The organism is Kribbella sp. NPDC050124 (assembly GCF_044460355.1).
In the GTDB taxonomy this organism is placed as follows: domain Bacteria; phylum Actinomycetota; class Actinomycetes; order Propionibacteriales; family Kribbellaceae; genus Kribbella.
The window spans coordinates 180,860-202,783 of the sequence record NZ_JBITJU010000010.1; the positions used below are offsets into that span (position 1 = coordinate 180,860).

The following is a 21,924-nucleotide window of genomic DNA, read 5'->3' on the forward strand; positions in this document are numbered from 1 at the left end:
CCGCGCCACGCCGCACCGGACTAATGCCGCCTCAGCCAAATCGCGCAGAACCAACGGAACTGCTCACATGTGATCTTTCCCCTTGTGGATAAGGAAAAATGAGCCTCGCTGAGTTTGTGTGGCCGCGAGCAGCACGATAAGATCGAACACATGTTCGAAGGAGATCTCACCACCCTCGCGACCGCCGACCTGCTGGCATCGGCCGCCGCGCACCGCGCCGAGGCCAACCGCCTCGACGCCCGCCTCCTCGAACACGCCCAGCTCTACGCCGACCACCACCACCCCGACGCCTGCACACCCCGCCCGACCCGGCACCCCCGCGACGGCCGCGAACGCGCCGTCGTCCTGGGCGGCGACGGCTGCCCGGAGATCGCCGAGTTCGCCCCGGCCGAGTTCGGCGCGGTGCTCGGCATCTCGCCGGGCGCGGCCGCCGACTTCATCGGCCAGGCGCTGGCCCTGCGGCACCGCCTCCCCTTCACCTGGGCTCGCGTCCAGGCCGGCGCGGCGACCCCGTGGCGAGCCCGCAAGATCGCCACCGCCTGCCTCGACCTGCCACTCGAGGCCGCCGGCGCCGTGGACCGCCGCGTCGCTCGCGTCGTCGACTCGCTCACTCCTGGCCGGCTGGACAAGATCGTCGAGGCCGCGAAGAAGCACGCCGACCCCGAGGCCGCCCGGGCCAAGGCCGAGGAGAAGGCCCGCGAACGCGGCGTCTATCTGGGCCGTAGCGACGAGCACGGCACCAAGAAGATCTACATCCGCACCGCCACCGGCGCCGCAATCCGGTTCGATGCCCGCCTCACCAGCATCGCCGAAGCCCTCAAAATCCTCGGCGACACCGCCTCCCTGCAGCGTCGCCGCGCCGACGCGGTCGGCATCATCGCCGACCCCCGCTACACCGAAGAACTCCTCCGCCAAGCCCACCAACTACTCGCCAACACCCCGGCCGCCGCCCCTTCAACGGCCGGCACGACCCCACCCGAACCACCGCCGCCCACCCACACCAACCCACCAGCCGCACCCACCACCCCGACCACCACCCACCGAAGCCCCGACAGCCCCAGGCCGCCCAGCGCCCAGACAACTGGCGCCTCGACTGGTCCGGGCACCGTCCCAGACGCTGGCGCGGGCACGAACCAAAGCACCGCGTCGGGCACCACCCAAACCCCCGGAACCTCGTCCGCCTGGGGTGCCGCCTCGACGGCCGCACTGGCCACTGATCAACGCAGCGCCCCATCTTCCGGCCGCGGCAGCGCGCCCGCCGCTGGCTCGGTGATGGACAGCGAGGTGACGGCCACCGACCAACGCCGAGCCCCGACTACCGGTCGCGGCAGCGCGCAGGCGGCCGACCCGGCGATCGACAGCGAGACGACGACCGCCGACCATCGCGGAGCTCCGACTACCGGCCGCGGCATTGCATCGGCGGTTGGCTCGGTGATCGACGGCGAGGCGACGACCGTCGGCCTGGCTCCTGCTCCGACCATCGCGCCGCCAGCCGAGCCGCCAGCCGAGCCGCCAGCCGAGCCGCCAGCGGCGTCGGCCGCGGCGCCGGCACGCACTGCCGAGCGCCGTGCTGGGCGCAGTGGGCGTGGTGGGCGTGGTGGTTGTGGACGGAGTGGTGACGGCCGGGGTGGCTGGTCGGGTGATGACGGGCTGCTGGTGGACTGGGGTGAGCCGGGGCTGGAGGACGAGGCCGATCGCGATGCGCCGTACCCCGGCGACAGCGACCTGCCTGATCCGCTGGACGTGCCGTTTGGTGAGGTGGTGGAGCCGTTCGAGCCGGGGCTGCGCCTCGACGACGCCGTGGATGGGGAGCCGATGGATGCCGCGGCGCGGCGGGTGCTGGAGGCCCGGCTCACACAGATCCGGCGGGATGCGTATGCCGACCCGGGCTCGGGCCGGGCGACGCGGCCGGGGCAGACCGAGGTCTACGTGCACCTCACCGACCACACCCTCGCCACCGGGACCGGGGTGCTGCGCGCCGAGGGCATTGGCCCGCTGCTCGCGACCCAGCTCGCCGGGCTGGTCGGGCACGGCCCGTACACCGTCAAGCCGGTCATCGATCTCAACGACGCGGTCAGTGTCGACGCCTACGAGATCCCCGACCGGATCCGTGAACGGGTCCGGCTCACCCACCCGGTCGAGCTGTTCCCGTACGGTTCGCGCGAGACGCACCCGGCCATGGACCTGGATCACATCCAGCCCTACGACCCGCTCGGGCCGCCGGGGCAGACCAGTACCACCAATCTTGTTCCGCTGCGCCGGTTCCCACACCGGATCAAGACCCACGGCCGCTGGCAGGTCCGCCGTCTCGATCGCAGAACGCTGGAATGGACGAGCCCGAACGGGTTCGCCTTCCACGTCGACCCGACCGGCACCCACCGAGCACCAGAACCAGGTTCTGAGGCCTGCTAGGCATCAGAACCTGCACGGGAATGACAGCCTCGCCGGTTTCCAGATGGCAACGCTGACGAGATGGATTGGTCCGCTCGCGGTGGCTCGACATCTGAAGCGTTCGTACGCTCGCTGGATCGGAGGGGCTGGTGCCGGCGTGCGTTCTGGGGGCGGGGTGCAGTGGGGACGGCGGCGATGTTTGGCGTTGACGTCGCATGCGCGCGGGGGTTGTCACATTGCAGCAGTCGGTGCATCGGGTGCGGCTACGCGTTGAACGAACAGGATTCGCGGCGTTGCAACGAGGTGGAGCCCGGGAGCCTGTCAGGGCTGATCGAGTACCTGGCCGAATGCAAGAGCATTCGCGGTGAAGGTGGCGCGCACTGTCAACCTGTACGACGATCCGCCGGTCGGCGGCCAGGTGATCTGTGCTGACGTGTGCGGTCTGTTGAACCTGCAACGCCTTCGCGGACGGGGATGGTTACCAACCGCTTGTCCGGCTCGGTGTTCCTGCCGTCCTCGAGGAGATCCGGACCAGCGGGAACTACGGCCGATTGAAGCCGGCCGAAGTTGCCAGCTGGCCGCCGCCCCAAGTGCTCAACGGCAGCGACTACCGCAGCCGCGCTGGCGTGCGGACGGTGATTATTCGGGCGGTGAGATTTGGCCGCCGATGCCGGTTTCGTTGCCGTCGGGGTCGTGGAAGACGTATTTCCAGACGGAGTCGTGCTTCTCGATGTCGACTGGCTCCAGGCCCTGGCCAGAGATTCGGGCCACCTCGGCGGCCGGGTCGTCAACCCAGATCATGCCGACGGCTCCGCCGGCGCGGTCGGTGTCCTGGATGATGTACACGTACTGGTTCTCGGCCACCTGCCACACGGCCTCGATGTCGTTCGGGTAGAAGGCGGGTTCAGCACCGAGCAACCGCTTGTACCACTCCAGGGCGCTGGCATAGTCGCGCACCGGGATGCCCGCAAACAGTTGTACCGCCATGTCCGTCTCCTCGGTCGTAGTCGGCCCATCGGGTCGCCGCCCACGGTAACCCGGGTCCGGTTCTACTTCCGGCGGGCTTTGCGCGGGGCCGAGGTGGCGCGGATGTGGAGCTCGGTGCGGAGGGTGACGGTGGACGGCGGGCGGCCGGGGGAGGCGATGCGGTCTTTCAGGAGCAACCCGGCGGTGCGGCCGAGTTCGTACGTCGGTTGGGCGACCGTGGTGAGGCTGGGTACGACGAGGTCGGCCCACGGGATGTCGTCGAAGCCGACGACGGCGATGTCGGCGGGGGCGCGGACGCCCTTCTTGGCCAGGCACTCGAGGGCGCCGACCGTCATCAGGTTGTTGGTGACGAACAAGGCCTCGGGTGGTTCCGCGAGCTCGAGCAGGCTCTCCATCGCGGCGTACCCGCCGGCCTCGCGGAAGTCCGCGTGCCGGACCAGATCCTTGTCGTACCGGATCCCGCCGGCCCGCAGCGCCGACCGATAGCCCGCCAATCGATCCATCGCCGTGCTGACCTTGCGCGGACCGGTGATGCACGCGATCCGCCGGTAGCCGCCGTCGATCAGATGTTTCACGCCCTCGTGCGCACCGTGCTCGTTGTCGACCAGCACGGTGTCGGCCTCGACCCCGTCGACGCGGCGGTCGATCAGCACCATCGGGAGTTTCGCGTCCGCGAGTTGCAGTACGCCGTCCGCCGTACTGGTCGGCGAGATCACCACGCCGGCCATCTGTTCGGTCAGTACGGCGGAAGCGTAAGCGGCCTCCTTGGCCGGGTCCTCATCGGAGTTGCACAAGACGACGTGATAGCCCTCGGTCTGCGCGACGTCCTCGAGACCGCGGACCAGTGAGGTGAAGAACGGGTTCTCGATGTCGGAGATGACAACGGCCAACAGGTTCGTTCTGGATTTGCGAAGGTTTCTGGCCACGCCGTTCGGCCGGTAGCCGAGCTCGGCCACCGCAGCCCGCACCTTCTCCGACAGCTCCGGGTCCACGTTGCGCCGACCGCTCAGCACCCGCGAGACGGTGGCCGGAGACACGCCGGATCTACGCGCGACGTCGTAGATCGTCGTCATGCCCGCTCCCCGCTGGAGTCCAGTAGATCGTCTGGATCGCACTCTAACTCCGATCCGGGGAAAAGGATCTCACGGACCGACTGGAAAGGCCGCGCCATCCAGCAGGGCGAGGGCGGCGGCGCGGTCCGGGGCCGAGTCGGCGGCTCCGTTGACTGTGGTCGACAAAGCACCCGCTGCATTCGCCAGTCGTACGGCGTCCACCAGCTCAGCACCCGCGGCGAGTGAAGCGGCCAAGGACCCGCAGAACGCATCGCCGGCGCCGACCGTGTCGACTGTCGCCACCTGATGCGGCTCGATCCATACCGCCGCAGAGGACGAGGAGCGGTCGACCACGAAGGCGCCACGCGACCCGAGCGTGACCACGCAACCACGCAGATTCCACTCGTCCGCGAGCTTGCGGGCGATGATCGGCACCTGCGACTCGTCGTCGCAGTCCAGCCCGGTCAATGCGGCTGCCTCGACCTCGTTCGGCACCAGGATGTCGACGTACGACGCCAGCAGCCGATCGACCGGACTGACCGGAGCCGGGGTGAGGATCGTGGTGACACCCGCGGTCGAGGCGAGCCGGAGGGCAGCTCGGCTCGCCTCGACCGGGAGCTCCAGTTGGACGCTGAGTACGGCGCTGTCCGTCAGCACGTCCGCCGCAGCCTCGACGTCGGCAGCCGTGATCGCCGCGTTCGCGCGGGACACGATGATGATCGAGTTGCCGCCGTCCGGCAGGACCAGCGGCAGTCCGACACCGGTTCCGAGCGAAGGGTGCCGGACGACCCACGAGGTGTCGACGCCGTCGGACTCGAGCAGCTCGAGGAACTCCTCGCCGTACCGGTCCTCGCCGATCGTCCCGACGATCGCCGTCCGCGCACCCATCCGCGCCGCCGCGATCGCCTGGTTGACGCCCTTCCCGCCAAGGAACTCGGCGAACCCGGTGCCGTGCAAGGTCTCCCCGGGCAACGGCCGCCGTTCGGCCGAGGCGACCAGGTCCTTCATGAACGATCCGAGCACGCACACGTCGTACGAGCTCATGCGTCTTCCCCCTGCAGTCGCCGGCCGAGTGCTCCCGATGGATGAAACCGGGCGAAGTCGTGGTGACTGAAGTCCCGCAGTACGACGAGCGCGCAGGCCAGCGCGTCACCCATCGCGAGCGCCGCGGTGGTCGACGCGGTCGGGGCAAGATTCAACGGATCCGCCTCGCGCAACACCATCGTGTCCAGTGTGTACGTCGAGATCCGGGCCAGCGTGGACTCCTCGTTGCCCGTCATCGCGATCACCGGGATCTCCCGCTCACGCAGCATCCGGCCGAACGCGCACACCTCCGCCGTCTCGCCGGACGCGGACAGGGCGAGAACGAGATCGCGAGAAGTCACCGCGCCCGAGTCGCCGTGCAGCGCGTCGCCGGAGTGGATGAAGGTCGCCGGCGTACCCGTGCTCGCCAGCGTGGCGGCGATCTTGCGGCCGACCAGCCCGGACTTGCCGAGACCGGTCACCACCAGGTGACCCTCGCAGCCGGCGACCGCGATCAGCACGTCCAGGAAGACCCCGTCCAGCCGGTCCGCCAGCGCGGACACGGCCGCGGCCTCGGTCTCGATCGCGTTCCGCGCCGCCTGCAGCCCCAACGCGACCAGATCCCGTGGCGCCTCGACATCGCCACGGTTCGGCACAACTGGCATCCCGAAGCCCTCTCGTCTCAGAAATCGATTTCCGCAGAGTAGGCAGCGGGATCGGGCAGTGTCAACGTCTGCACCCAGGTCGAAACCCTCACCTGCACGAGGAAAACGGCCGGTTCGATCACATCGAGACCGGCTCGGCCCTTGACCGGCCAGGTCGTCACTCGTAGATTGCGAGAAATCGATTGCCCCGAAAAACCGTTTCACACGGTCGGCCGTACGACACACCCCCTGGAGCACTGATGGCCGCAACATCCTTCCCTGCCACGCCGGTCAGCCGGCGCACGATCCTGCGCGGCGGACTCGGCGCCCTGGCTGCCTCGGCGGCCGGCGTACCGCTGCTGACCGCCTGCGGTGGTGACGAGTCCGGCGGCAACGCCAAGGAGATGTCGTTCTGGAACTTCTACGGACCGTCCGACGATCAGGGTCCGCAGAGCAAATGGTTCGTCTCCGTCGTCGAGGAGTGGAACAAGAACAACGACGTCAAGGTCAAGCTGCGCTACATCCCCGGCAAGGACTACCTGAACGGGACCACGCTGCAGACCGCCTTCCAGTCGGGGCAGGGCCCGGACATCTTCCTGATCAGCCCGGGTGACTTCTTGCGCTACTACAACGGCGGCGTCCTGCAGGACCTCGGATCCGCCTTGTCGGACGAGTCCAAGGCGGACTACCTGCCCGGTCTGCTCGAGGCGCGCAGCGTCGACGGCAAGGTGTACGGCCTGCCGATGGAGATCGAGCCGCTCGCGATGTACTACAGCGAGACCGCGTTCGAGAAGGCCGGGCTGTCCGAGGCGGACCTGCCGAAGACCTGGGACCAGACCCTCGCGGTCGCCCAGAAACTGACCGGCAAGGACCGGTACGGCGTGATGTTCGAGACGCTGCCCGGTTACTACCAGAACTTCACCTGGTACCCGTTCCTCTGGCAGGGCGACGGCACTCCGATCAAGGACGGCAAGGTCGCGTTCGACTCGCCGGCCGCCGTACAGGCGCTGAAGTTCTGGCAGGACACCATCAAGAACAAGGTGGCGCCGCGCAAGGCGCTCGGTGACGGTGGTGGCGACGTGGTGTCGAACCTCGGATCCGGCGCGGCCGCGATGCAGCAGAGCGGCATCTGGGCGGTCGCGGACATGCGCGCGAAGGCGAAGAACTTCAAGTACGGCATCATCCCGCACCCGACGCCGGACGGCGGGAAGCCGGCCACGGACCTCGGCGGCTGGGCGTTCGTCGCCAACGCCAAGGGCAAGAACCCGGAGGCGGCGGCCAAGTTCATCGCCTGGGCGCTCGGCTCGACCGATGCCGCGGGCATCGAACGGCAGCGGCAGTGGAACACCGTGGTGAAGACGAACGTGCCGCCGCGCAAGTCGGTGCAGGAGGCCGCGGACGCCAAGGGCGCCTTCGCCGAGGGTGTGCTGAAGAAGTTCGTCAGCGAGATCGCGCCGACCGGCAAGCCGGAGCCGCGGTTCCCACCGGAGGTGTACCAGCCGATCGCCGACGCCATCCAGGCCTGCCAGCTGAACGCGGCCGACCCGGGGAAGGCGGCGGCCGACGCGGCGTCCCGGATCGACACGTTCCTGAAGACCTACCAGGGCGCGCCCATCAGCTGATGGTCACCACAACTGCTCCGCCCGAGAAGCCCCTGGTGAAGGCTTCGGCAGCGCGCGGCAAGACCGGGATGTCCAGGAAACGGCGCGAGGCGCTGGCGGCGTACGCCTTCCTCGCGCCGGACACCCTCGGTCTGCTGGTCTTCGTCGCGCTGCCGATGGTGCTCGCCTTCGGGGTCGCGTTCTTCAAGGTCGACGGCTTCGGCAACTACCAGTACGTCGGTCTGGCCAACTACAAGCTGATGGCCGGTGACGACCAGCTCTGGGCGTCGCTCAAGGTCACTGCGACGTACGTCGTCACGTTCGTGCCGATCGCGTTCGTGGTGAGCTTCGCGCTGGCGATGCTGGTCCGCAACCACTTCCGCGGGATCGGCTGGGTGCGGTCGGCGTTCTTCCTGCCGCACGTGGTCAGCCTGGTCGTGGTCGGCCTGATCTGGCAGTTCCTGCTGGTCGACAAGCGTGGTGCGCTCTCGAAGCTGCTGGCGCCGTTCGGCTTGAGTGACGTGTCCTTCCTCGGGACCCCGTCGCTTGCGCTCGGCACCTACGTGGTGATCAGCGTCTGGTTCGTGATGGGCTACCAGATGCTGGTGCTGCTGGCCGGGCTCAAGGACGTGCCGAGGGAGCTCGAGGACGCCGCCGAGATCGACGGCGCGAGCACCTGGCAACGGTTCCGGTTCGTGATCTGGCCGTTGATGCGGCCGACCAGCTTCTTCGTCGTGGTGAACTCGACGATCGGCGCGGTCACCGGCCTGCAGGCGTTCGATCTGGTCTTCGTCCTCACCAAGGGCGGTCCGGCCCGGGCCACCAGCACGGTCGTGCTCTACATCTACGAGCAGGCCTTCACCTTCAACAACATGGGGTACGCCGCCGCGCTGACCACCGTCGTGGTCGCGATCCTGGTGGCCTGCACCGGCCTGATGTTCGCGTTCACGAAGGGAGGCCGGTTCGATGAGGAGTAGGTTCGTACTCCCGGCCCTGGCTCACGTCCTGGCGATCATCGCGGTGGCGCCGCTGCTGTGGATCGTGATCAGCGCGCTGAAACCGGTCGAGGACGTGTTCAGCTTCGGCTGGCCGACCCGGTGGACGCTGGACAACCTGCAGTACGTCCTGTTCAAGATCCCGATGCCGACGTTCCTGATGAACAGCGCGATCGTGTCGATCGTGGTGACCGTGGTGGCGCTGTTCTTCCACTCGATGGCGGCGTACGCGCTGGCCCGGCTGCGGTTCCCCGGCCGCGGGATCATCTTCTCCGGCATCATGTCGACGCTGCTGGTGTCGCTGCCGGTGATCCTGGTGCCGCTGTTCCTGGTCGCCAAGCAACTCGGCCTGCTGGACAGCTACGCCGGCCTGATCGTGCCGAGTATCTTCCACGCGTTCGGCATCTTCCTGCTTCGCCAGTACTACCTGAACATCCCGCGTGAGCTGGAGGAGGCCGCCGACCTGGACGGCTGCGGCTACTGGCGGCGGTACTGGAGCGTCATCCTGCCGCTCAGTCGACCGGTGCTCGCCTCGCTGTCGGTGCTGTTCTTCCTGGCCAACTGGAACGCCTTCCTGTGGCCGCTGACCATCACCCGGAACCCGGACCTGCGGGTCATCCAGCTCGGCGTCTCCGGCATGCAGGGGCAGTACGCCTCGGCGTGGAACCTCATCCTCGCGGCCGCCGTGATCGCGGCCATCCCGACCGTCGTGGTGTTCGTCGCGGGCCAGCGCCGTCTGGTCGACGCGATGAAGACAACCGGTCTCAAGTGAAGGCCGGTCTCAAATGAAGGGCTGCGCGATGAAACGTGGGGCTTTGCTTGCCGTGCTGCCGCTCGTCTTCGGCTCGGCGGCGCTCGTGACGGACTCCTCCTCGGAATCCGCCTCTGTGGTTGCTTCGAGCAATTACATTGGTACGGCGCAGGTCGAGTCGAAGGGCACGCCCAGCGCGAGCGACGGCGATCTGTGGCCGTCGTGCTGGGCGGGTAACGACAAGCTGTACACCGCGAACGGTGACGGCAAGGGGTTCAGTCTCGACCAGGACTTCTCCGACATCGCGGTCAGTGAGGTGAGCGGATCGCCGGGGAATCTGGCCGGCGCGACGATCTCGCGCGGTGACCAGGTGGGGTCGATCTGGAGCGGTGGCGGGTACAACCGGAAGCCGACCGGGATGGTCTGCGTCGGCGACACGCTGTACCTGGCGGTCCAGGATCTGGCTCTCGACTTCAACGACGTACCGGCGGCGACGATCCTGAAGTCGACCGACCACGGGCGGACGTGGACGTGGGACAAGCGGCGGCCGATGTTCGCCGACCACGTGTTCACCACGATCTGGTTCGCCGACTTCGGGAAGGGCGGCGCGCTGGCGCCGGACGGGTACGTGTACGCGTACGGTCTGGACGGGAACTGGCGGGACTCGTTCGACGACACCGTCCCGGATCCGCAGAGCGTGTTCCTGGCGCGGGTGCCGAAGGGCAAGGTCCAGGACCGGGACGCGTGGAGGTTCTACACCGGATCCGGGTGGAGCTCGGAGATCGCGGACCGCAAGCCGGTGCTGACCGACCAGCGGCGGCTGTATGCGCAGACGTACGGGACGAACGCGTCGAACCTGAGCGTGATCAGCCAGGGTGGCGTCACGTACCTGGAGAAGCAGAAGCGGTACGTGTACACGTCCTGGACGGAGTACACCTTCGAGTTCTACGAGGCGCCGACGCCGTGGGGACCGTGGAAACACTTCCTCAGCAAGGACTTCGGCGGGTACCCGTGGTCGACCTCGAAGTACGGCGGGTACGGCGTGACCATCCCGTCCAAGTTCGTCCAGCCGGACGGAAAGACGATGTACGTGCAGGCGAACGTCTGCCCGTGTGGTGGCGGCGGGATCGGTACCTCGGTCTACAACTTCAACCTGCGCAAGCTGGTGCTGACGCCGTCCGTGCCGGGTTCAGCCGGCAACTTGCCTGGTGACGCCAACCTGGCGGCGCCGTCGACCGGGGCTGTGGCGATCTCGAAGTCTTCGCAGTCGGGGTCGCTCGCCTTGATGAACGACGGGGCGGTCACCGGAAGCGAGACCGACTTCGACGACGAGGTGAAGGGTGCGTCGTGGTGGGGGTACACGTGGCCTTCTCGTCAGCGGGTCAACCGGGTTGAGTTCACGTCGGGGGCGGTGTCGGCTGAGGGTGGGTACTTCACCGGTCGGCCGCGGGTGCAGGTGAAGGTCGACGGCTCGTGGGTCGAGGTCGGGGCGCAGACGGTCTCACCGGCGTATCCGGGTGACGCGTCCGCGGGGGCCAACAAGACGTACACGATCACCTTCCCGGTGCAGGAGACCGATGGCGTGCGGGTGATCGGTCTGCCTGGTGGGACGCGCAGCTACACCTCGGTGTCCGAGTTGGCGGTTCGGTACGTCGCCCAGCTCGCGGACGGTGGCTTCGAGGGAACAGGTGGTGGGAAACCGGCCTGGCTCTTCGAGGGTACGGCGGCGAACGGCGTCGACCGTGGACTCGGCTTCGCCCACTCCGGCGCCAACAACGGCTGGATCCGCTGCACCTGCAGCGGCTGGAGCGCCCTGTACCAAACCATCCCCGTCAACCCGGGAACGACGTACACCCTCGGCGCCTGGATCAACGCCTCCGCCGCCCTCCCAGCCGACCAGGGCCGCTTCGGCGTCCGCCAAGGCACCCAGGACCTGGCGACGAAGACCTTCGGAGCCGGCACCGGCTACGTCCACCACGAGGTAACTGTCACAGTCCCACCGAACGTCCACGAACTGACCGTCTACGCCAGCTTCAACGCCCCCAACGTAGACACCTGGATCCAGGTCGACGACTTCACCGTGAGCTAGGGCCAGGGGAGGAGTTCAGGCATCGGGCCCTCGATGGGGCCCGGTGCCGTGCGGCCGGCGTACCAGGCGGTTAGGTCCGTCAGTTTGCCGGTCAGGGCTACCTCTTGGCCGGTGCCGTTGGTCCAGGTGGGGCCGTCGGTGGGTTGGAGGGTGAGGTGGACGCCCTCGGGAGTGCGGGGGCGGAGGAAGTCGAGGAGGTGGAGGCAGAACGCCTCCGACCAGCCGGCTGCGGTCGGTCCGAGATCCAGGTCGACGGTGTGTACGGCGAGCTCGCGCCAGGTCGCGTAGATCCCGGCGGCGAGGTTGCTGTTGCGGTGCAGGATCGGGCGTTCCCAGTCGTCGGCGCCGACCTTGTCCCACGCGGTGATCAGCGCGGCGGTGGCCACCCGGAGATGCTCGACGAGCCCGGCCGCTGGGCGGCCCGCGCCGGCCTCGATCCCGGCATCGCGGGCCGGCCGTCCACCGTCGTACACCTCGATCAGGCGGCCCTGAAGCGCCTCGTCGACCTGCCGCGTCATCGCCTCGGAGAAGTTCGCGATGTGCGTGACGACGTGGCCGCGGGACCACCCGGGCAGCCCTGACGGGCCGCGGACGACCGCCTCGTCCGCCGTCGCCACCGTGTCGTTGACGAGTTGAGCAGCCGCCTGCACCTCGGGCCGGATGTCTCGCATGTCGTCACCCTAACCAAACAGGTGTTTGTCGGTCGTCCGGATTAGGGTTGGCGCCATGAGCGTGGCCCAGTTCAAGGACTTGTGCGTGGACGTGTCGTGCCCCAGCGCGATGGTCGCGTTCTGGGGCCGCGTGCTCGGGCTGACCTCACCGGCCGACAATCCGAACGTGCTGGTCGGCGACGTACCGCAGAAGACCATCTGGATGTGCCAGGTCCCCGAGACGAAGGCGGTCAAGAACCGGGTCCACCTGGACGTGCAGACCGGCGCGATCGCGGACCTGCTGCGGGAGGGCGCGACCGTTCAGGAGCCGGCCACGGACGAGCAGCACTGGACGGTGATGGAGGACCCGGAGGGCGGTGAGTTCTGCGGCTTCGTTCGCGATACCGTCCCGGCGTACCGGCTGCTGGAGCTGGTGGTCGACTCGGTCGACCCGGAGGCGCAGGCGCGCTGGTGGTCCGGCGTGGCCGGCGGCGACTTCTCCAGCCGACCGGGCCGGCCGTACTACTGGCTGGAGAACGTCCCCGGGCTGCCGTTCCCGTACTGGGTGTTCGTGCCGGTGCCGGAGCCGAAGTCGGTGAAGAACCGGATCCACTGGGACGTCACCGCGCCCGCGCTGCAGCCGGTCCTGGACGCGGGTGCGACACTGCTGCGGCCCAAGGACGACGAGATCGGCTGGCACGTCTGCGCCGACCCCGAGGGCAACGAATTCTGCGTGTTCCTACCACCGGCAGAGGAATCCTGATGAAGCTCGACCTGTCCGTGCCCGGCCCCGACCTGTGCGAGGCGCTGGTCAACCTGCCGTCGGTCAGCGGCACCGAGGAGAAGCTCGCGGACAAGATCGAGAAGGCGCTGTCGGCGTACCCGCACCTGAAGGTGTTCCGGCACGGCAACACCGTGGTCGCCCGGACCGACCTCGGCCGGGACGAGCGGATCGTGGTCGCCGGGCACATCGACACCGTGCCGCTCAACGACAACCTCCCGGCGCGCCGCGCCGACGGCCTGATCCACGGGCTCGGCGCGTGCGACATGAAGGGCGGTCTCGCGGTCGGGCTGCGGCTGGCGGCGACCCTGCCCGAGCCGAACCGGGACGTCAGCTACATCTTCTACGACTGCGAGGAGGTCGAGTCCGAGCGGAACGGCCTGTTCAAGCTGACCCGGTCGAACCCGGAGCTGCTCGAGGGCGTCTTCGCGGTCGTGATGGAGCCGTCGAACGCGGTCGTCGAGGCCGGCTGCCAGGGCACCATGCGGGTCGAGATCACCACCCGGGGCGAGCGGGCGCACTCGGCCCGATCCTGGATGGGGTCGAACGCGATCCACGCCGCGGGCGAGATCCTGGCGCGACTGGCGGCGTACGAGCCACGCCGGGTGCCGATCGACGGTCTGGAGTACCGCGAGGGGCTGAACGCGGTCGGCATCCGCGGTGGGGTCGCGGGCAACGTCGTACCGGATCTGTGCACGGTGGAGATCAACTACCGGTTCGCGCCGAGCCGGTCGGAGGCGGAGGCCGAGGCGCACCTGCGGGAGGTGTTCGAGGGGTTCGACCTGGTCGTGACGGACTCGGCGCCGGGCGGGTTGCCGGGGCTGGAGCGACCGGCCGCGTCGGCGTTCCTGGAGGTCGTCGGAGGAGAGCCGCAGCCGAAGTTCGGGTGGACCGATGTGGCCCGGTTCTCGCTGCTCGGCGTGCCGGCGGTGAACTACGGGCCCGGTGACCCGCTGTATGCGCACAAGCAGGACGAATTCGTGCCCGAGGCGGACATCGAGCAGTGTGAACAGCGGCTGAGAGCCTGGTTGACGGCGTAGGTACACCTCGTGGCAGGCCTCGCGTCGGCGGGCCTGTTGTCACTGTCCGCACTAATCTGGGAGGCATGGAACAACCCTCGATCCACCCCGACCGTCCGATCGGCCAGCAGCAACGCGGGCCGGTGGTGATGCGCCGCAACCAGGTGCAGCAGTCGACCTCGGAGCAGCGGCTGCTGGACAGCCGCGGGCCGTCCGACTGGGTGCACACCGACCCCTGGCGGGTGCTGCGGATCCAGTCGGAGTTCATCGAGGGGTTCGGCATGCTGGCCGAGCTCGGGGCCGCGATCAGCGTGTTCGGATCGGCCCGGACCAAGCCGGACGACCCCATGTACGTCGCCGCGGAGGAGCTCGGCGGGAAGCTGGTCGGCGCCGGCTACGCGGTGATCACCGGTGGCGGACCGGGCGTGATGGAGGCGGCGAACAAGGGCGCCTCCGAGGCCGGAGGGGTGTCGGTCGGGCTCGGCATCGAGCTGCCCTTCGAGAACGGCCTGAACGAGTGGGTCGACATCGGGATGAACTTCCGCTACTTCTTCACCCGCAAGACCATGTTCGTGAAGTACGCCCAGGGGTTCGTGGTGATGCCGGGCGGGTTCGGCACGCTGGACGAGCTGTTCGAGGCGCTCACGCTGGCCCAGACGCGGAAGGTCACGTCGTTCCCGGTCGTGCTGTTCGGTACGTCGTACTGGAGCGGGCTGGTCGACTGGTTGCGCGAGACGATGCTCGCGGACGGGAAGATCTCGGCGGCCGACCTGGACATGTTCGTGGTCACCGACGACGTGGACGAGGCGATCAGCTACATCGTCAAGGCCGGTGAGCTCGCGGACGCGGCCGCCGAGGAAGCTGCTGCGGCGGCTGCCCGGGACGTGGCGGAGGCGGACAGCCCGGAGGCGCGCGAGCGGCGTGAGGCGCACCGGTTGGGCTCTGACGGGAGCTGAGACTCCGGTTCCCGCTGTTTCTTGCTTACGCCGAGGGCCGAATCGGTGTCCGATTGTGCGGGTGACTTCGTCGGCATGGCACGATCGGTCCCGTGATGTGGTTCTTCGGGCTGATCGTGGTGCTGTTGATCGGGGCTGTCGCAGTCGTGGCCTCGGGTCGTTGGGGTGCCATGAGTACGGCGTACGACGACCGGCCCGACCTCAGCGTCCCGGCCCGGCAGGCGCTCACCGCCACGGACATCGAGGCGGCCCGGTTCGGCGTCGGCCTGCGCGGCTATCGGATGGACGAGGTCGACACCCTCCTCGAACGCGTCGCCCGCGAGGTCGCCGAACGCGACCGCCGCATCGCCGACCTCGAGCGTGCCGTCTCGCCGATCGTCGACGGCCCCGGCTTCGCCTCGGACCCCGACTACGACGCAACCGACTTCGACGACACCGGCACCCAGAAGCCGATCTTGGTCGGCGGCAACTTCCCCGACCCATCCACCGAGTCCCCGACCGACTCCCCGGCCAACTCCCAGCCGTCCGCCCCCGAACCCGCCAGGCCCGAAGCCAGCGGCGCACCTTCCGGGGCTGCCACGCACGAGCCGACCGACGACGACCCGGAGCCAGACACCCAGGAAGTCCCGGTAGCCGAACCCTCCGCCGCGGCCGACGAGTACGAACGCCTCCAAGCAGAGGCCCGAGCCCTCCTAGAAGCCCAATCCCCACCCACTCCACCCCACACACCCCCCGCCCCCCAAGAGCCCCCATCAGCCCCCGAAGCCAACGCCCCGCAACCCCACCCAGCGCCCACTCAGCCCGAGCCCCCGCAGCCACACTCCACGCCCACCCAGGACGACGCACCACACGCGCAGTCCGGCCCCGCGCAGGACGAGCCCCCACAGGCGCACTCCGCGTCTGGGCCGGAGGCTCGTGCGATTACGCCGCAACCGCCGGAGTCGCCGTACGGCGCGCAGGAGCCCGAGTCTTACTCCTCGCAGGAGGCGTACGAATCTCCGGTCTACGCGCAGCCGCAGTCGGACCCGTACATCGCGCAGCAGCCCGAGCCGTGGTTTCCCAACGAGCGTCCAGCAACACCGGCCGACTCCGTAGACCAGCAGCGTGCGGCGGGTCCCGGCGACGGTGAGCGTGCCGCAGGGCAGGCTGAGGCGGCACCCTCGGCCGAGGTGACGCAGGAGTTCCCGGCGGCGCCATCGCAGGACGTGCAGCCGGAAGCTGAGCAGCAGAGCGCGCAGGCATCCGCGCCCCAGTGGGTGCTCCCGGAGCCGGTGCCCCAGTGGCAGCAGCCAGCCGCGCAGGAACCGCCCGCCCAGGCGTACGACGACCACGAGACCACCCCGCAGTGGCAGCCTCAGAGCTCGTCCAGCGAGCAGACGTACACCCCCCTCCCGCCCATCCAGCACCAGCCCGAGCAGTCCTCGACACCGGACCAGCAGGACTCGCAGCAGGAAGAGGACTACCCAACCCGAGAGCAGCAGTACCCGCAACAGATGCAGGAGTACGAGCACCAGCTGCACCAGCACCCGTCGCAGCAGCAGGAGTGGCCTCAGGAGCACCCGCAACAAGTGCAGGAGTACGAGCGGCAGACGCAGGAGCACCCGTCGCAGCAGAACCCTGCTCAGCAGCAGCCGCAGCAGGACCCGGCTCAGGAGGCTTGGCAGTTCTGGCCGCCGGCGGATCAGCAGCCGGTTACGCCTCAGTGGCCGGTCCAGGGCCAGTCGCCGCAGTACGGCGGCTACGCCAACCCTGAGCAGTCAAGCCAGCATCCCCAGCAGGGCGGCTACCCGGCGCAGCAGCAAGGCGGTTACCAGGCTGAGCAGGGTCCGCAGCAGGTTGGGGAGCAGCCCGGCCAGGGTGGCTCTGGGGGGTCTGCGCAGGGGGACTCGGTGCCTCAGCAAGGTGGGGGGCAGCAGGGTGGGCAGGCGGCGGCTGGTCCAGGGGGACAGGGTGGGGCTCCGGAGGCGGGGTACGAGCAGGGGTCGGAGCAGGGTGTTTATCCGCGGCCCAGCTGAGACGGTCGGGGGATGAACACCGAGCGGAGCTGTCATGCCGAGGCGTCGGTGGTGTTGCCGTTGGGGGCGGACGCGGCTTGGGAGCTGGTGGTCGACTGGGAGCGGCAGTCCCGGTGGATGTTGCTGACGCGCGTCTGGGGGACGGAGAACGGCGGCGTCGGCGTGGGCGGTGGGGTCGCGGCGCGGACTTCTGTCGGTGCCTTGGGATTCACTGACCACATGTTCATCACACACTGGGATCCGCCGCGCGAGTGCACAGTGAAACACCTGGGCACCGTGGTCCGCGGCACCGGCACGTTCGCAATCAGTCCCGCACCAGCGGCCGGCGCCACACCAGGGAGTGGTGGGAGCACGTTTACCTGGTCGGAGGATGTGGTGCCGCCGTTGGGGAAGGTGGGGGTTGCGGTGTGGCCAGTGGTGCGGGTGGTGCTCGAGATGACGATGCGGATGTCGTTGCGGCGGCTGGCGCGGGAGGTCGGGCGGTGACGGTGATCGGGCCGGACGGGCGGCCGCGGTGTGGGTGGGCGACATCGGCGCCGGAGTACGTCGAGTATCACGACAAGGAGTGGGGCAAGGAGATCCGCGACGACCTCGGGTTGTTCGAGCGGATGACGTTGGAGGGCTTCCAGTCCGGGCTGTCGTGGATCACCATCCTGCGGAAGCGGGAGAACTTCCGGGCCGCGTTCGCGCACTTCGACCCGGCGGTGATCGCCAAGTACGGCGCCGACGACTTCGAGCGCTTGATGGCCGATACCGGCATCGTCCGCAACCGGCTGAAGATCAACGCGACCATCTCGAACGCGCGGGCGCTGCTGGAGCTGGACGACGGGGAGTTCACCGAGCTGCTGTGGTCGTTCCGGCCGGCCGAGCACAAGGCGCCGAAGACGCTGGCCGACGTACCGGCCACTACCCCGGAGTCCGTTGCGATGTCGAAGGCCCTTAAGAAGAACGGTTTCGTGTTCGTTGGTCCCACCACCGCTTATGCGCTGATGCAGGCGACGGGGATAGTCAACGACCACCTGTCGACGTGCATCGCACGCTGACGAGCGAGGTCTGACCGGCATAGCCCGCTAACCGGAATGTGCACGTTGACTCGGTGCACGTGCAGCTAGCTTGTGCATCTGCATCTTGCACCGAGAAATGTTGAAAATAAGGGGAACACAAACGGCTGAACGAGTTGTGCTCCGGGTGCAGAACGTGATGAGGTATTCACCGGGCTCCCCGGCTGTCAGGTGGTTGTCCGGCCGTGACTCGCCCGGCCGGAAAGCGGTCGGGGGGCCCACCAACGGTTACGGCGCGGTGTTCTCGCCGGCCGAACTGAAGACCGTGCGGAACACGTCCGTGTTCGTCAGACCGTCAGTGAACCCCGCGACGTACACAGCCCCTGATCCGTCGACGGCAACCGCAGCGCCCTTGTCGTTGCCCGTCGTACCGAACTGGTCCCGCCAGGTCAGAACGCCGTCACCGTCGACACGAGCAACGATGATGTCCTTGTCGCCCGCCAACGCACCGGAGAAGGAACCAGCGGTGTAACCCGTCAGATAGACCCCACCAGCCGGATCGCGCGCGAGCCCCCACGCCTCGTCGGACTCAGATGTCCCGAACTGCTTCAACCACGCCGGCGCACCGTCGACCGAGAAGCGCGTGACGAACCCGTCCACACGGCCCGCCGGCGTACCCAAGGAACCAGCCGTCATCCCCGCCAGATACACCGACCCACCGGACACCGCGACCGCCATGCCCTTCTCCTCGCGGGCGCTCCCGACCTGCCGAAGCCACACCTGCTGCCCGTCACTGTCCAGCCGCGCGAGGAACACATCCTTGTCACCGGCATTCGTTCCGCCCAGCGACCCCTTTGTGTAACCGCTGACGAAGATCGCGTCCCCGTCAACGGCCACCGAGTAGCTTCGATCCGCCACACCCGGTACGCCGAACTGCTTCAACCACCGTTGATCCCCGGTCGCGTCGTACTGCACGACGAACGCGTCGTCCGTCGTGTTCCCCGCATGCGATCCGTCGAGATTCCCGGTGGTGTAGCCAGTCACGACAACCCGATCGTCCGAGACGGCCACGCCGTACGCGCGTTCCGTCCCGCTTGTCCCGATCGCACGCGTCCACTCCCGCGTCCCGTCCGGCGCGTACTTGGTCAGCGCGACGTCCTTTCCACCCGCGTACGGCGCCCCGTCCAGCGACCCCTCGATCGCCACGGCCTGGTAAACGTTGCCCGAGGCATCAGTCGCGATCCCGCCGGCGCGTTCCTCACCCGCCGTACCGGTCACTGCGGCCTTCATCGAGACGGCGGGCGGCTTCCCGACGTACTGGAAGATGTACTTCGCGCCCTCCTCGAACGTCGGCCCCCAGACGTCCCAGTCGTGCCCGCCGTCGACGACGCGGAACTCCGAGGTCAGGTTCGGCACCCGGACCGCCTGGTTGAACACGACGTGCGCCTCGAAGTCGAGGTCGTGGGTGTAGTCGGCCGGCTTCGGGTTCTTCCACGCTCGAGTCGGCCGGCGGCAGCGGGAAGTACACCGCCGGGCTCAGCGCGATCGCCGCCCCGAACACCTCCGGGTGCGCGTGTGCGTACCGCGGTGCGCCCGCGCCGCCCATCGAGTACCCGGCCACTGCACGCCCGTTGCGATCGGCGATCGTTCGGTACGACGCGTCGATGTGCGGCACCAGATCGCCGAAGAAGGCCGTCTCGACCGGGCGGCCCGGGTCTGCGCCGGTGTAGGCCGAGTCGACGTAGTAGCTGGCCCGGCTCCCGACCAGGGGGGCGGCGGTCAGGGCAGGCAGCATCAGTTTCCTCACACAGCTGTTTGTAATCGGTTACGTAAACGATTACAAGAGCTCGCGCGCGAGGACAGCCTGAGCCCGCAGCTGCAGGTGACTACCGGCCGTTGAACGTCGGCTTCTGCTTGGCGACGAAGGCGGCGACCGCGTTCCGGTGGTCCTCGGTGTCGCCGGTGAGCTCCATCTTCCCGGCCTCGAACACCAGCGCCTCGGCCAGCGTGTGGGTCGCCGAGTACCCGACCGACTGCCGCACCGCGCCGTACGCGACCGTCGGCCCGGCCGCCAGCTTCGCCGCGAGCTCGCCGACCGCTGCCTCGAACTCGGCCGCCGGTACGACGCTCGTCGCCAGGCCGAGCGTCAACGCCTCGTCGGCGCGCACCGTGCGCGGGAAGTAGAGCAGCTCGAGCGCCTTCGCCTGCCCGATCAGCCGGGGGAGCGTCCACGAGATCCCGGTGTCGCAGGACAGCGCGATCCCGGTGAAGGCGAGATTGAATCCGGCCGCGTCCGACAGCACCCGGAAGTCGCACGCGAACGCCATCGACGCGCCGGCGCCGGCGGCGACGCCGTTCACCGCCGCGATCACCGGCTTCGGCATCTCGGCCAGCGCCCGCGCGATCGGCGCGAAGTGGTCCGGGACGGTGCTCCACAGCGCGGCCGTGTCGTTCGCCTCGAGCAGCCCGATGTGCTCCTTCAGGTCCTGCCCCACGCAGAACGCCCGGCCGGTCCCGGTCAGCACGACGACCCGGACCGCGTCGTCCTCCGCGGCGGCCAGCACGCTGTCGCGGAGCAGGACCTTGGTCGGCGTGTCGAGCGCGTTCATCGCGTCCGGCCGGTTCAGCGTGATGGTGGCTACGCCGTCGGTCACGGTGTAGGTGACGGAGTCACTCATCGTGGTCAGCTCCTTGACAATCGGTGACGGAAATTCAGTGCAGCGTCAGGCAGTCGTCGACGAAACGCCCGGCCGCGGGGCTCAGTCGTTCGGCGTGGAAATCGAAGAACTCGGCCGCCCGCGTCCCGGCCCAGTCGGCCGGCAGCAACTCGGCCGGCAACCCCGGATCCCGGAACAGGAACTTGCGCCACTCGTGCACCAGTTCCGACCGTACGGCGAACGCCTGCTCGTCGGTGGTGTCGTCGCCGGCGCCCTCGACCAGCGCCTTCGCCTCGATCAGCCAGGCGTCGTACGACGCGCCGAGCTCGTCCAGCCGCCAGACCCGGCGAGCGAACTCGACTGCGCCGTCGTCGACCGGGGCCCGGAACCGGTCCGCCGCGATCCCTTCGGCGCCGAGAATCTGGTCCACCTCGGCGTCGTTGCGCAGTCCGACCCAGGCGCCGTCGGACAGCGGAGCCCAACCCAGGAAGGCGAGCTGGCTCGCCAGCTGCTCGCGGCGGCGGGCGTTCGGGACCTCCCGGAGGATGCCGAGGTGCCAGTGCCGGTCCCAGCTGCCGGCGCCGTTGCCGGAACCGTTGCCGCTGGCTCCCTCCGGCGGCGTGCGGTAGATCCGGGCGGCCGCGTCGTCCAGCCGGCGACGCGCCCGGGACGTCAGCTCGTACCCCGGCTGGCCGTCGATCCGGACCGGCTCCAGCCAGGCCTGGCGGACCATCCGCGACACCGCGGTACGCACCGCGGGCGGGTGGACACCGAGCGGCGCGAGCAGCCGGACCAGGGCCGCGACCGGGGCTCGACCACCTCGCGCGCGCAGGTGGTCGCCGTACAGGTCGAAGAGGGCAGAACGGGCGTGCACGTGCCTGAGTCTGCCGTATGGTGCGCGGCTCTGGCCTGTGATCGGGAATAATGGGTTCTGATACACACTGCGATACGCGCCGACGGCGCATCACCGCACGCGCCGGGAACGGTACCCAGTGCGGTGTCGTCGCTCAACACCGACACTGGGAAGGGGTGCGCGCATGGCGGCGATGAAGCCGCGGACGGGCGATGGTCCGCTCGAGGTCACCAAGGAGGGGCGGGGGATCGTGATGCGGGTTCCGCTCGAGGGCGGCGGTCGGCTCGTCGTCGAGCTGAATGCCGACGAAGCGACCGAGCTCGGTAACGCGCTCAAGGCCGTTGTCGGCTGAGCGCTCTCCCCGGGGTGCCCCGCACTCCTTGACATATCTACAACGACCCCGGTGGGTGCCTTTTGTGGCACCGGCCGGGGTCGTTACGGTTGGCCGGGCGTTTCCGA

At 68.8% G+C, this 21,924-nt stretch carries 21 protein-coding genes and 1 pseudogene; 12 read left to right on the forward strand and 10 right to left on the reverse strand.

Annotated elements, in window-relative coordinates; genetic code table 11:
• Window positions 1-150 precede the first annotated feature (150 nt).
• Window positions 151-2,412 carry a DUF222 domain-containing protein gene (locus ACIBL3_RS23840; protein WP_396355730.1) on the forward strand — a complete coding sequence of 754 codons (2,262 nt, stop codon included), beginning with the start codon at window positions 151-153 and terminating at the stop codon, window positions 2,410-2,412.
• 618 nt (window positions 2,413-3,030) lie between these two features.
• Here the strand turns inward: ACIBL3_RS23840 and ACIBL3_RS23845 are convergent.
• The 5 genes from ACIBL3_RS23845 to ACIBL3_RS23865 form a co-directional block, all read right to left on the reverse strand.
• Window positions 3,031-3,378: a VOC family protein gene (locus ACIBL3_RS23845; protein WP_396355731.1), complete on the reverse strand. Its 348-nt coding sequence runs from the start codon at window positions 3,376-3,378 to the stop codon at window positions 3,031-3,033.
• Between the two features lie 62 nt (window positions 3,379-3,440).
• The gene (locus ACIBL3_RS23850; RefSeq protein ID WP_396355732.1) at window positions 3,441-4,451 is read right to left on the reverse strand and encodes a LacI family DNA-binding transcriptional regulator; all 1,011 of its coding nucleotides are present in this window, start codon (window positions 4,449-4,451) and stop codon (window positions 3,441-3,443) included.
• 69 nt (window positions 4,452-4,520) lie between these two features.
• Window positions 4,521-5,474: a ribokinase gene (locus ACIBL3_RS23855; RefSeq protein ID WP_396355733.1), complete on the reverse strand. Its 954-nt coding sequence runs from the start codon at window positions 5,472-5,474 to the stop codon at window positions 4,521-4,523.
• Window positions 5,471-6,118: an SIS domain-containing protein gene (locus tag ACIBL3_RS23860; protein ID WP_396355734.1), complete on the reverse strand. Its 648-nt coding sequence runs from the start codon at window positions 6,116-6,118 to the stop codon at window positions 5,471-5,473. The genes ACIBL3_RS23855 and ACIBL3_RS23860 overlap by 4 nt, the downstream gene beginning before the upstream one ends.
• 17 nt (window positions 6,119-6,135) lie before the next feature.
• A complete protein-coding gene (locus ACIBL3_RS23865) occupies window positions 6,136-6,279 on the reverse strand; it encodes a hypothetical protein (protein ID WP_396355735.1) in 144 nt (47 codons plus the stop codon).
• 78 nt (window positions 6,280-6,357) lie between these two features.
• On the opposite strand from ACIBL3_RS23865, the gene ACIBL3_RS23870 reads away from it, so the two are divergent.
• Genes ACIBL3_RS23870 through ACIBL3_RS23885 form a run of 4 tightly spaced genes read left to right on the forward strand, consistent with a single transcriptional unit; the run spans window position 6,358 to window position 11,533 of the window.
• Entirely contained in the window at window positions 6,358-7,719 is a 1,362-nt protein-coding gene (locus ACIBL3_RS23870) for an ABC transporter substrate-binding protein (protein ID WP_396355736.1), read from the forward strand.
• Between the two features lie 35 nt (window positions 7,720-7,754).
• Window positions 7,755-8,675, forward strand: coding sequence for a carbohydrate ABC transporter permease (locus ACIBL3_RS23875; RefSeq protein ID WP_396355737.1), 921 nt, complete (start codon window positions 7,755-7,757; stop codon window positions 8,673-8,675).
• Window positions 8,665-9,465: a carbohydrate ABC transporter permease gene (locus ACIBL3_RS23880; RefSeq protein WP_396355738.1), complete on the forward strand. Its 801-nt coding sequence runs from the start codon at window positions 8,665-8,667 to the stop codon at window positions 9,463-9,465. Before ACIBL3_RS23875 ends, ACIBL3_RS23880 begins: the two co-directional genes overlap by 11 nt.
• 28 nt (window positions 9,466-9,493) lie before the next feature.
• Window positions 9,494-11,533: a DUF4185 domain-containing protein gene (locus ACIBL3_RS23885; RefSeq protein WP_396355739.1), complete on the forward strand. Its 2,040-nt coding sequence runs from the start codon at window positions 9,494-9,496 to the stop codon at window positions 11,531-11,533.
• Here the strand turns inward: ACIBL3_RS23885 and ACIBL3_RS23890 are convergent.
• Window positions 11,530-12,204, reverse strand: coding sequence for a maleylpyruvate isomerase family mycothiol-dependent enzyme (locus ACIBL3_RS23890; protein WP_396355740.1), 675 nt, complete (start codon window positions 12,202-12,204; stop codon window positions 11,530-11,532). The two genes, ACIBL3_RS23885 and ACIBL3_RS23890, sit on opposite strands and share 4 nt — an antisense overlap.
• 55 nt (window positions 12,205-12,259) lie before the next feature.
• On the opposite strand from ACIBL3_RS23890, the gene ACIBL3_RS23895 reads away from it, so the two are divergent.
• The 6 genes from ACIBL3_RS23895 (at window position 12,260) to ACIBL3_RS23920 (ending at window position 17,997) form a co-directional block, all read left to right on the forward strand.
• The gene (locus tag ACIBL3_RS23895) at window positions 12,260-12,946 is read left to right on the forward strand and encodes a VOC family protein (protein WP_396355741.1); all 687 of its coding nucleotides are present in this window, start codon (window positions 12,260-12,262) and stop codon (window positions 12,944-12,946) included.
• The gene (gene dapE / locus ACIBL3_RS23900; RefSeq protein ID WP_396355846.1) at window positions 12,943-14,004 is read left to right on the forward strand and encodes a succinyl-diaminopimelate desuccinylase; all 1,062 of its coding nucleotides are present in this window, start codon (window positions 12,943-12,945) and stop codon (window positions 14,002-14,004) included. The genes ACIBL3_RS23895 and dapE overlap by 4 nt, the downstream gene beginning before the upstream one ends.
• A gap of 65 nt (window positions 14,005-14,069) precedes the next feature.
• Window positions 14,070-14,939 carry a TIGR00730 family Rossman fold protein gene (locus tag ACIBL3_RS23905; RefSeq protein WP_396355742.1) on the forward strand — a complete coding sequence of 290 codons (870 nt, stop codon included), beginning with the start codon at window positions 14,070-14,072 and terminating at the stop codon, window positions 14,937-14,939.
• Between the two features lie 95 nt (window positions 14,940-15,034).
• Window positions 15,035-16,954, forward strand: a complete 1,920-nt coding sequence (locus ACIBL3_RS23910; protein WP_396355847.1) for a DivIVA domain-containing protein — start codon at window positions 15,035-15,037, stop codon at window positions 16,952-16,954.
• 12 nt (window positions 16,955-16,966) lie between these two features.
• Window positions 16,967-17,440, forward strand: coding sequence for an SRPBCC family protein (locus tag ACIBL3_RS23915; RefSeq protein ID WP_396355743.1), 474 nt, complete (start codon window positions 16,967-16,969; stop codon window positions 17,438-17,440).
• On the forward strand, window positions 17,437-17,997 hold the full coding sequence (locus tag ACIBL3_RS23920; protein ID WP_396355744.1) for a DNA-3-methyladenine glycosylase I: 561 nt from the start codon (window positions 17,437-17,439) through the stop codon (window positions 17,995-17,997). The genes ACIBL3_RS23915 and ACIBL3_RS23920 overlap by 4 nt, the downstream gene beginning before the upstream one ends.
• Before the next feature lie 246 nt (window positions 17,998-18,243).
• On the opposite strand, the gene ACIBL3_RS23925 is transcribed toward ACIBL3_RS23920, so the two are convergent.
• The 4 genes and pseudogenes from ACIBL3_RS23925 to ACIBL3_RS23940 all read right to left on the reverse strand — a co-directional run bounded on the left by ACIBL3_RS23925 (window position 18,244) and on the right by ACIBL3_RS23940 (window position 21,486).
• Window positions 18,244-19,392, reverse strand: a complete 1,149-nt coding sequence (locus ACIBL3_RS23925) for an SBBP repeat-containing protein (RefSeq protein WP_396355745.1) — start codon at window positions 19,390-19,392, stop codon at window positions 18,244-18,246.
• Window positions 19,393-19,417: 25 nt separating this feature from the next.
• Window positions 19,418-19,750: pseudogene (locus ACIBL3_RS23930) on the reverse strand (alpha/beta hydrolase-fold protein); the annotation flags it as partial.
• 91 nt (window positions 19,751-19,841) lie between these two features.
• Window positions 19,842-20,633: an enoyl-CoA hydratase/isomerase family protein gene (locus ACIBL3_RS23935; RefSeq protein WP_396355746.1), complete on the reverse strand. Its 792-nt coding sequence runs from the start codon at window positions 20,631-20,633 to the stop codon at window positions 19,842-19,844.
• A gap of 34 nt (window positions 20,634-20,667) precedes the next feature.
• On the reverse strand, window positions 20,668-21,486 hold the full coding sequence (locus ACIBL3_RS23940) for a PaaX family transcriptional regulator C-terminal domain-containing protein (RefSeq protein ID WP_396355747.1): 819 nt from the start codon (window positions 21,484-21,486) through the stop codon (window positions 20,668-20,670).
• 163 nt (window positions 21,487-21,649) lie between these two features.
• Here ACIBL3_RS23940 and ACIBL3_RS23945 point away from each other — a divergent pair, with 163 nt between their 5' ends.
• Window positions 21,650-21,817, forward strand: coding sequence for a DUF3117 domain-containing protein (locus tag ACIBL3_RS23945; protein ID WP_012923066.1), 168 nt, complete (start codon window positions 21,650-21,652; stop codon window positions 21,815-21,817).
• Window positions 21,818-21,924: the final 107 nt, after the last annotated feature.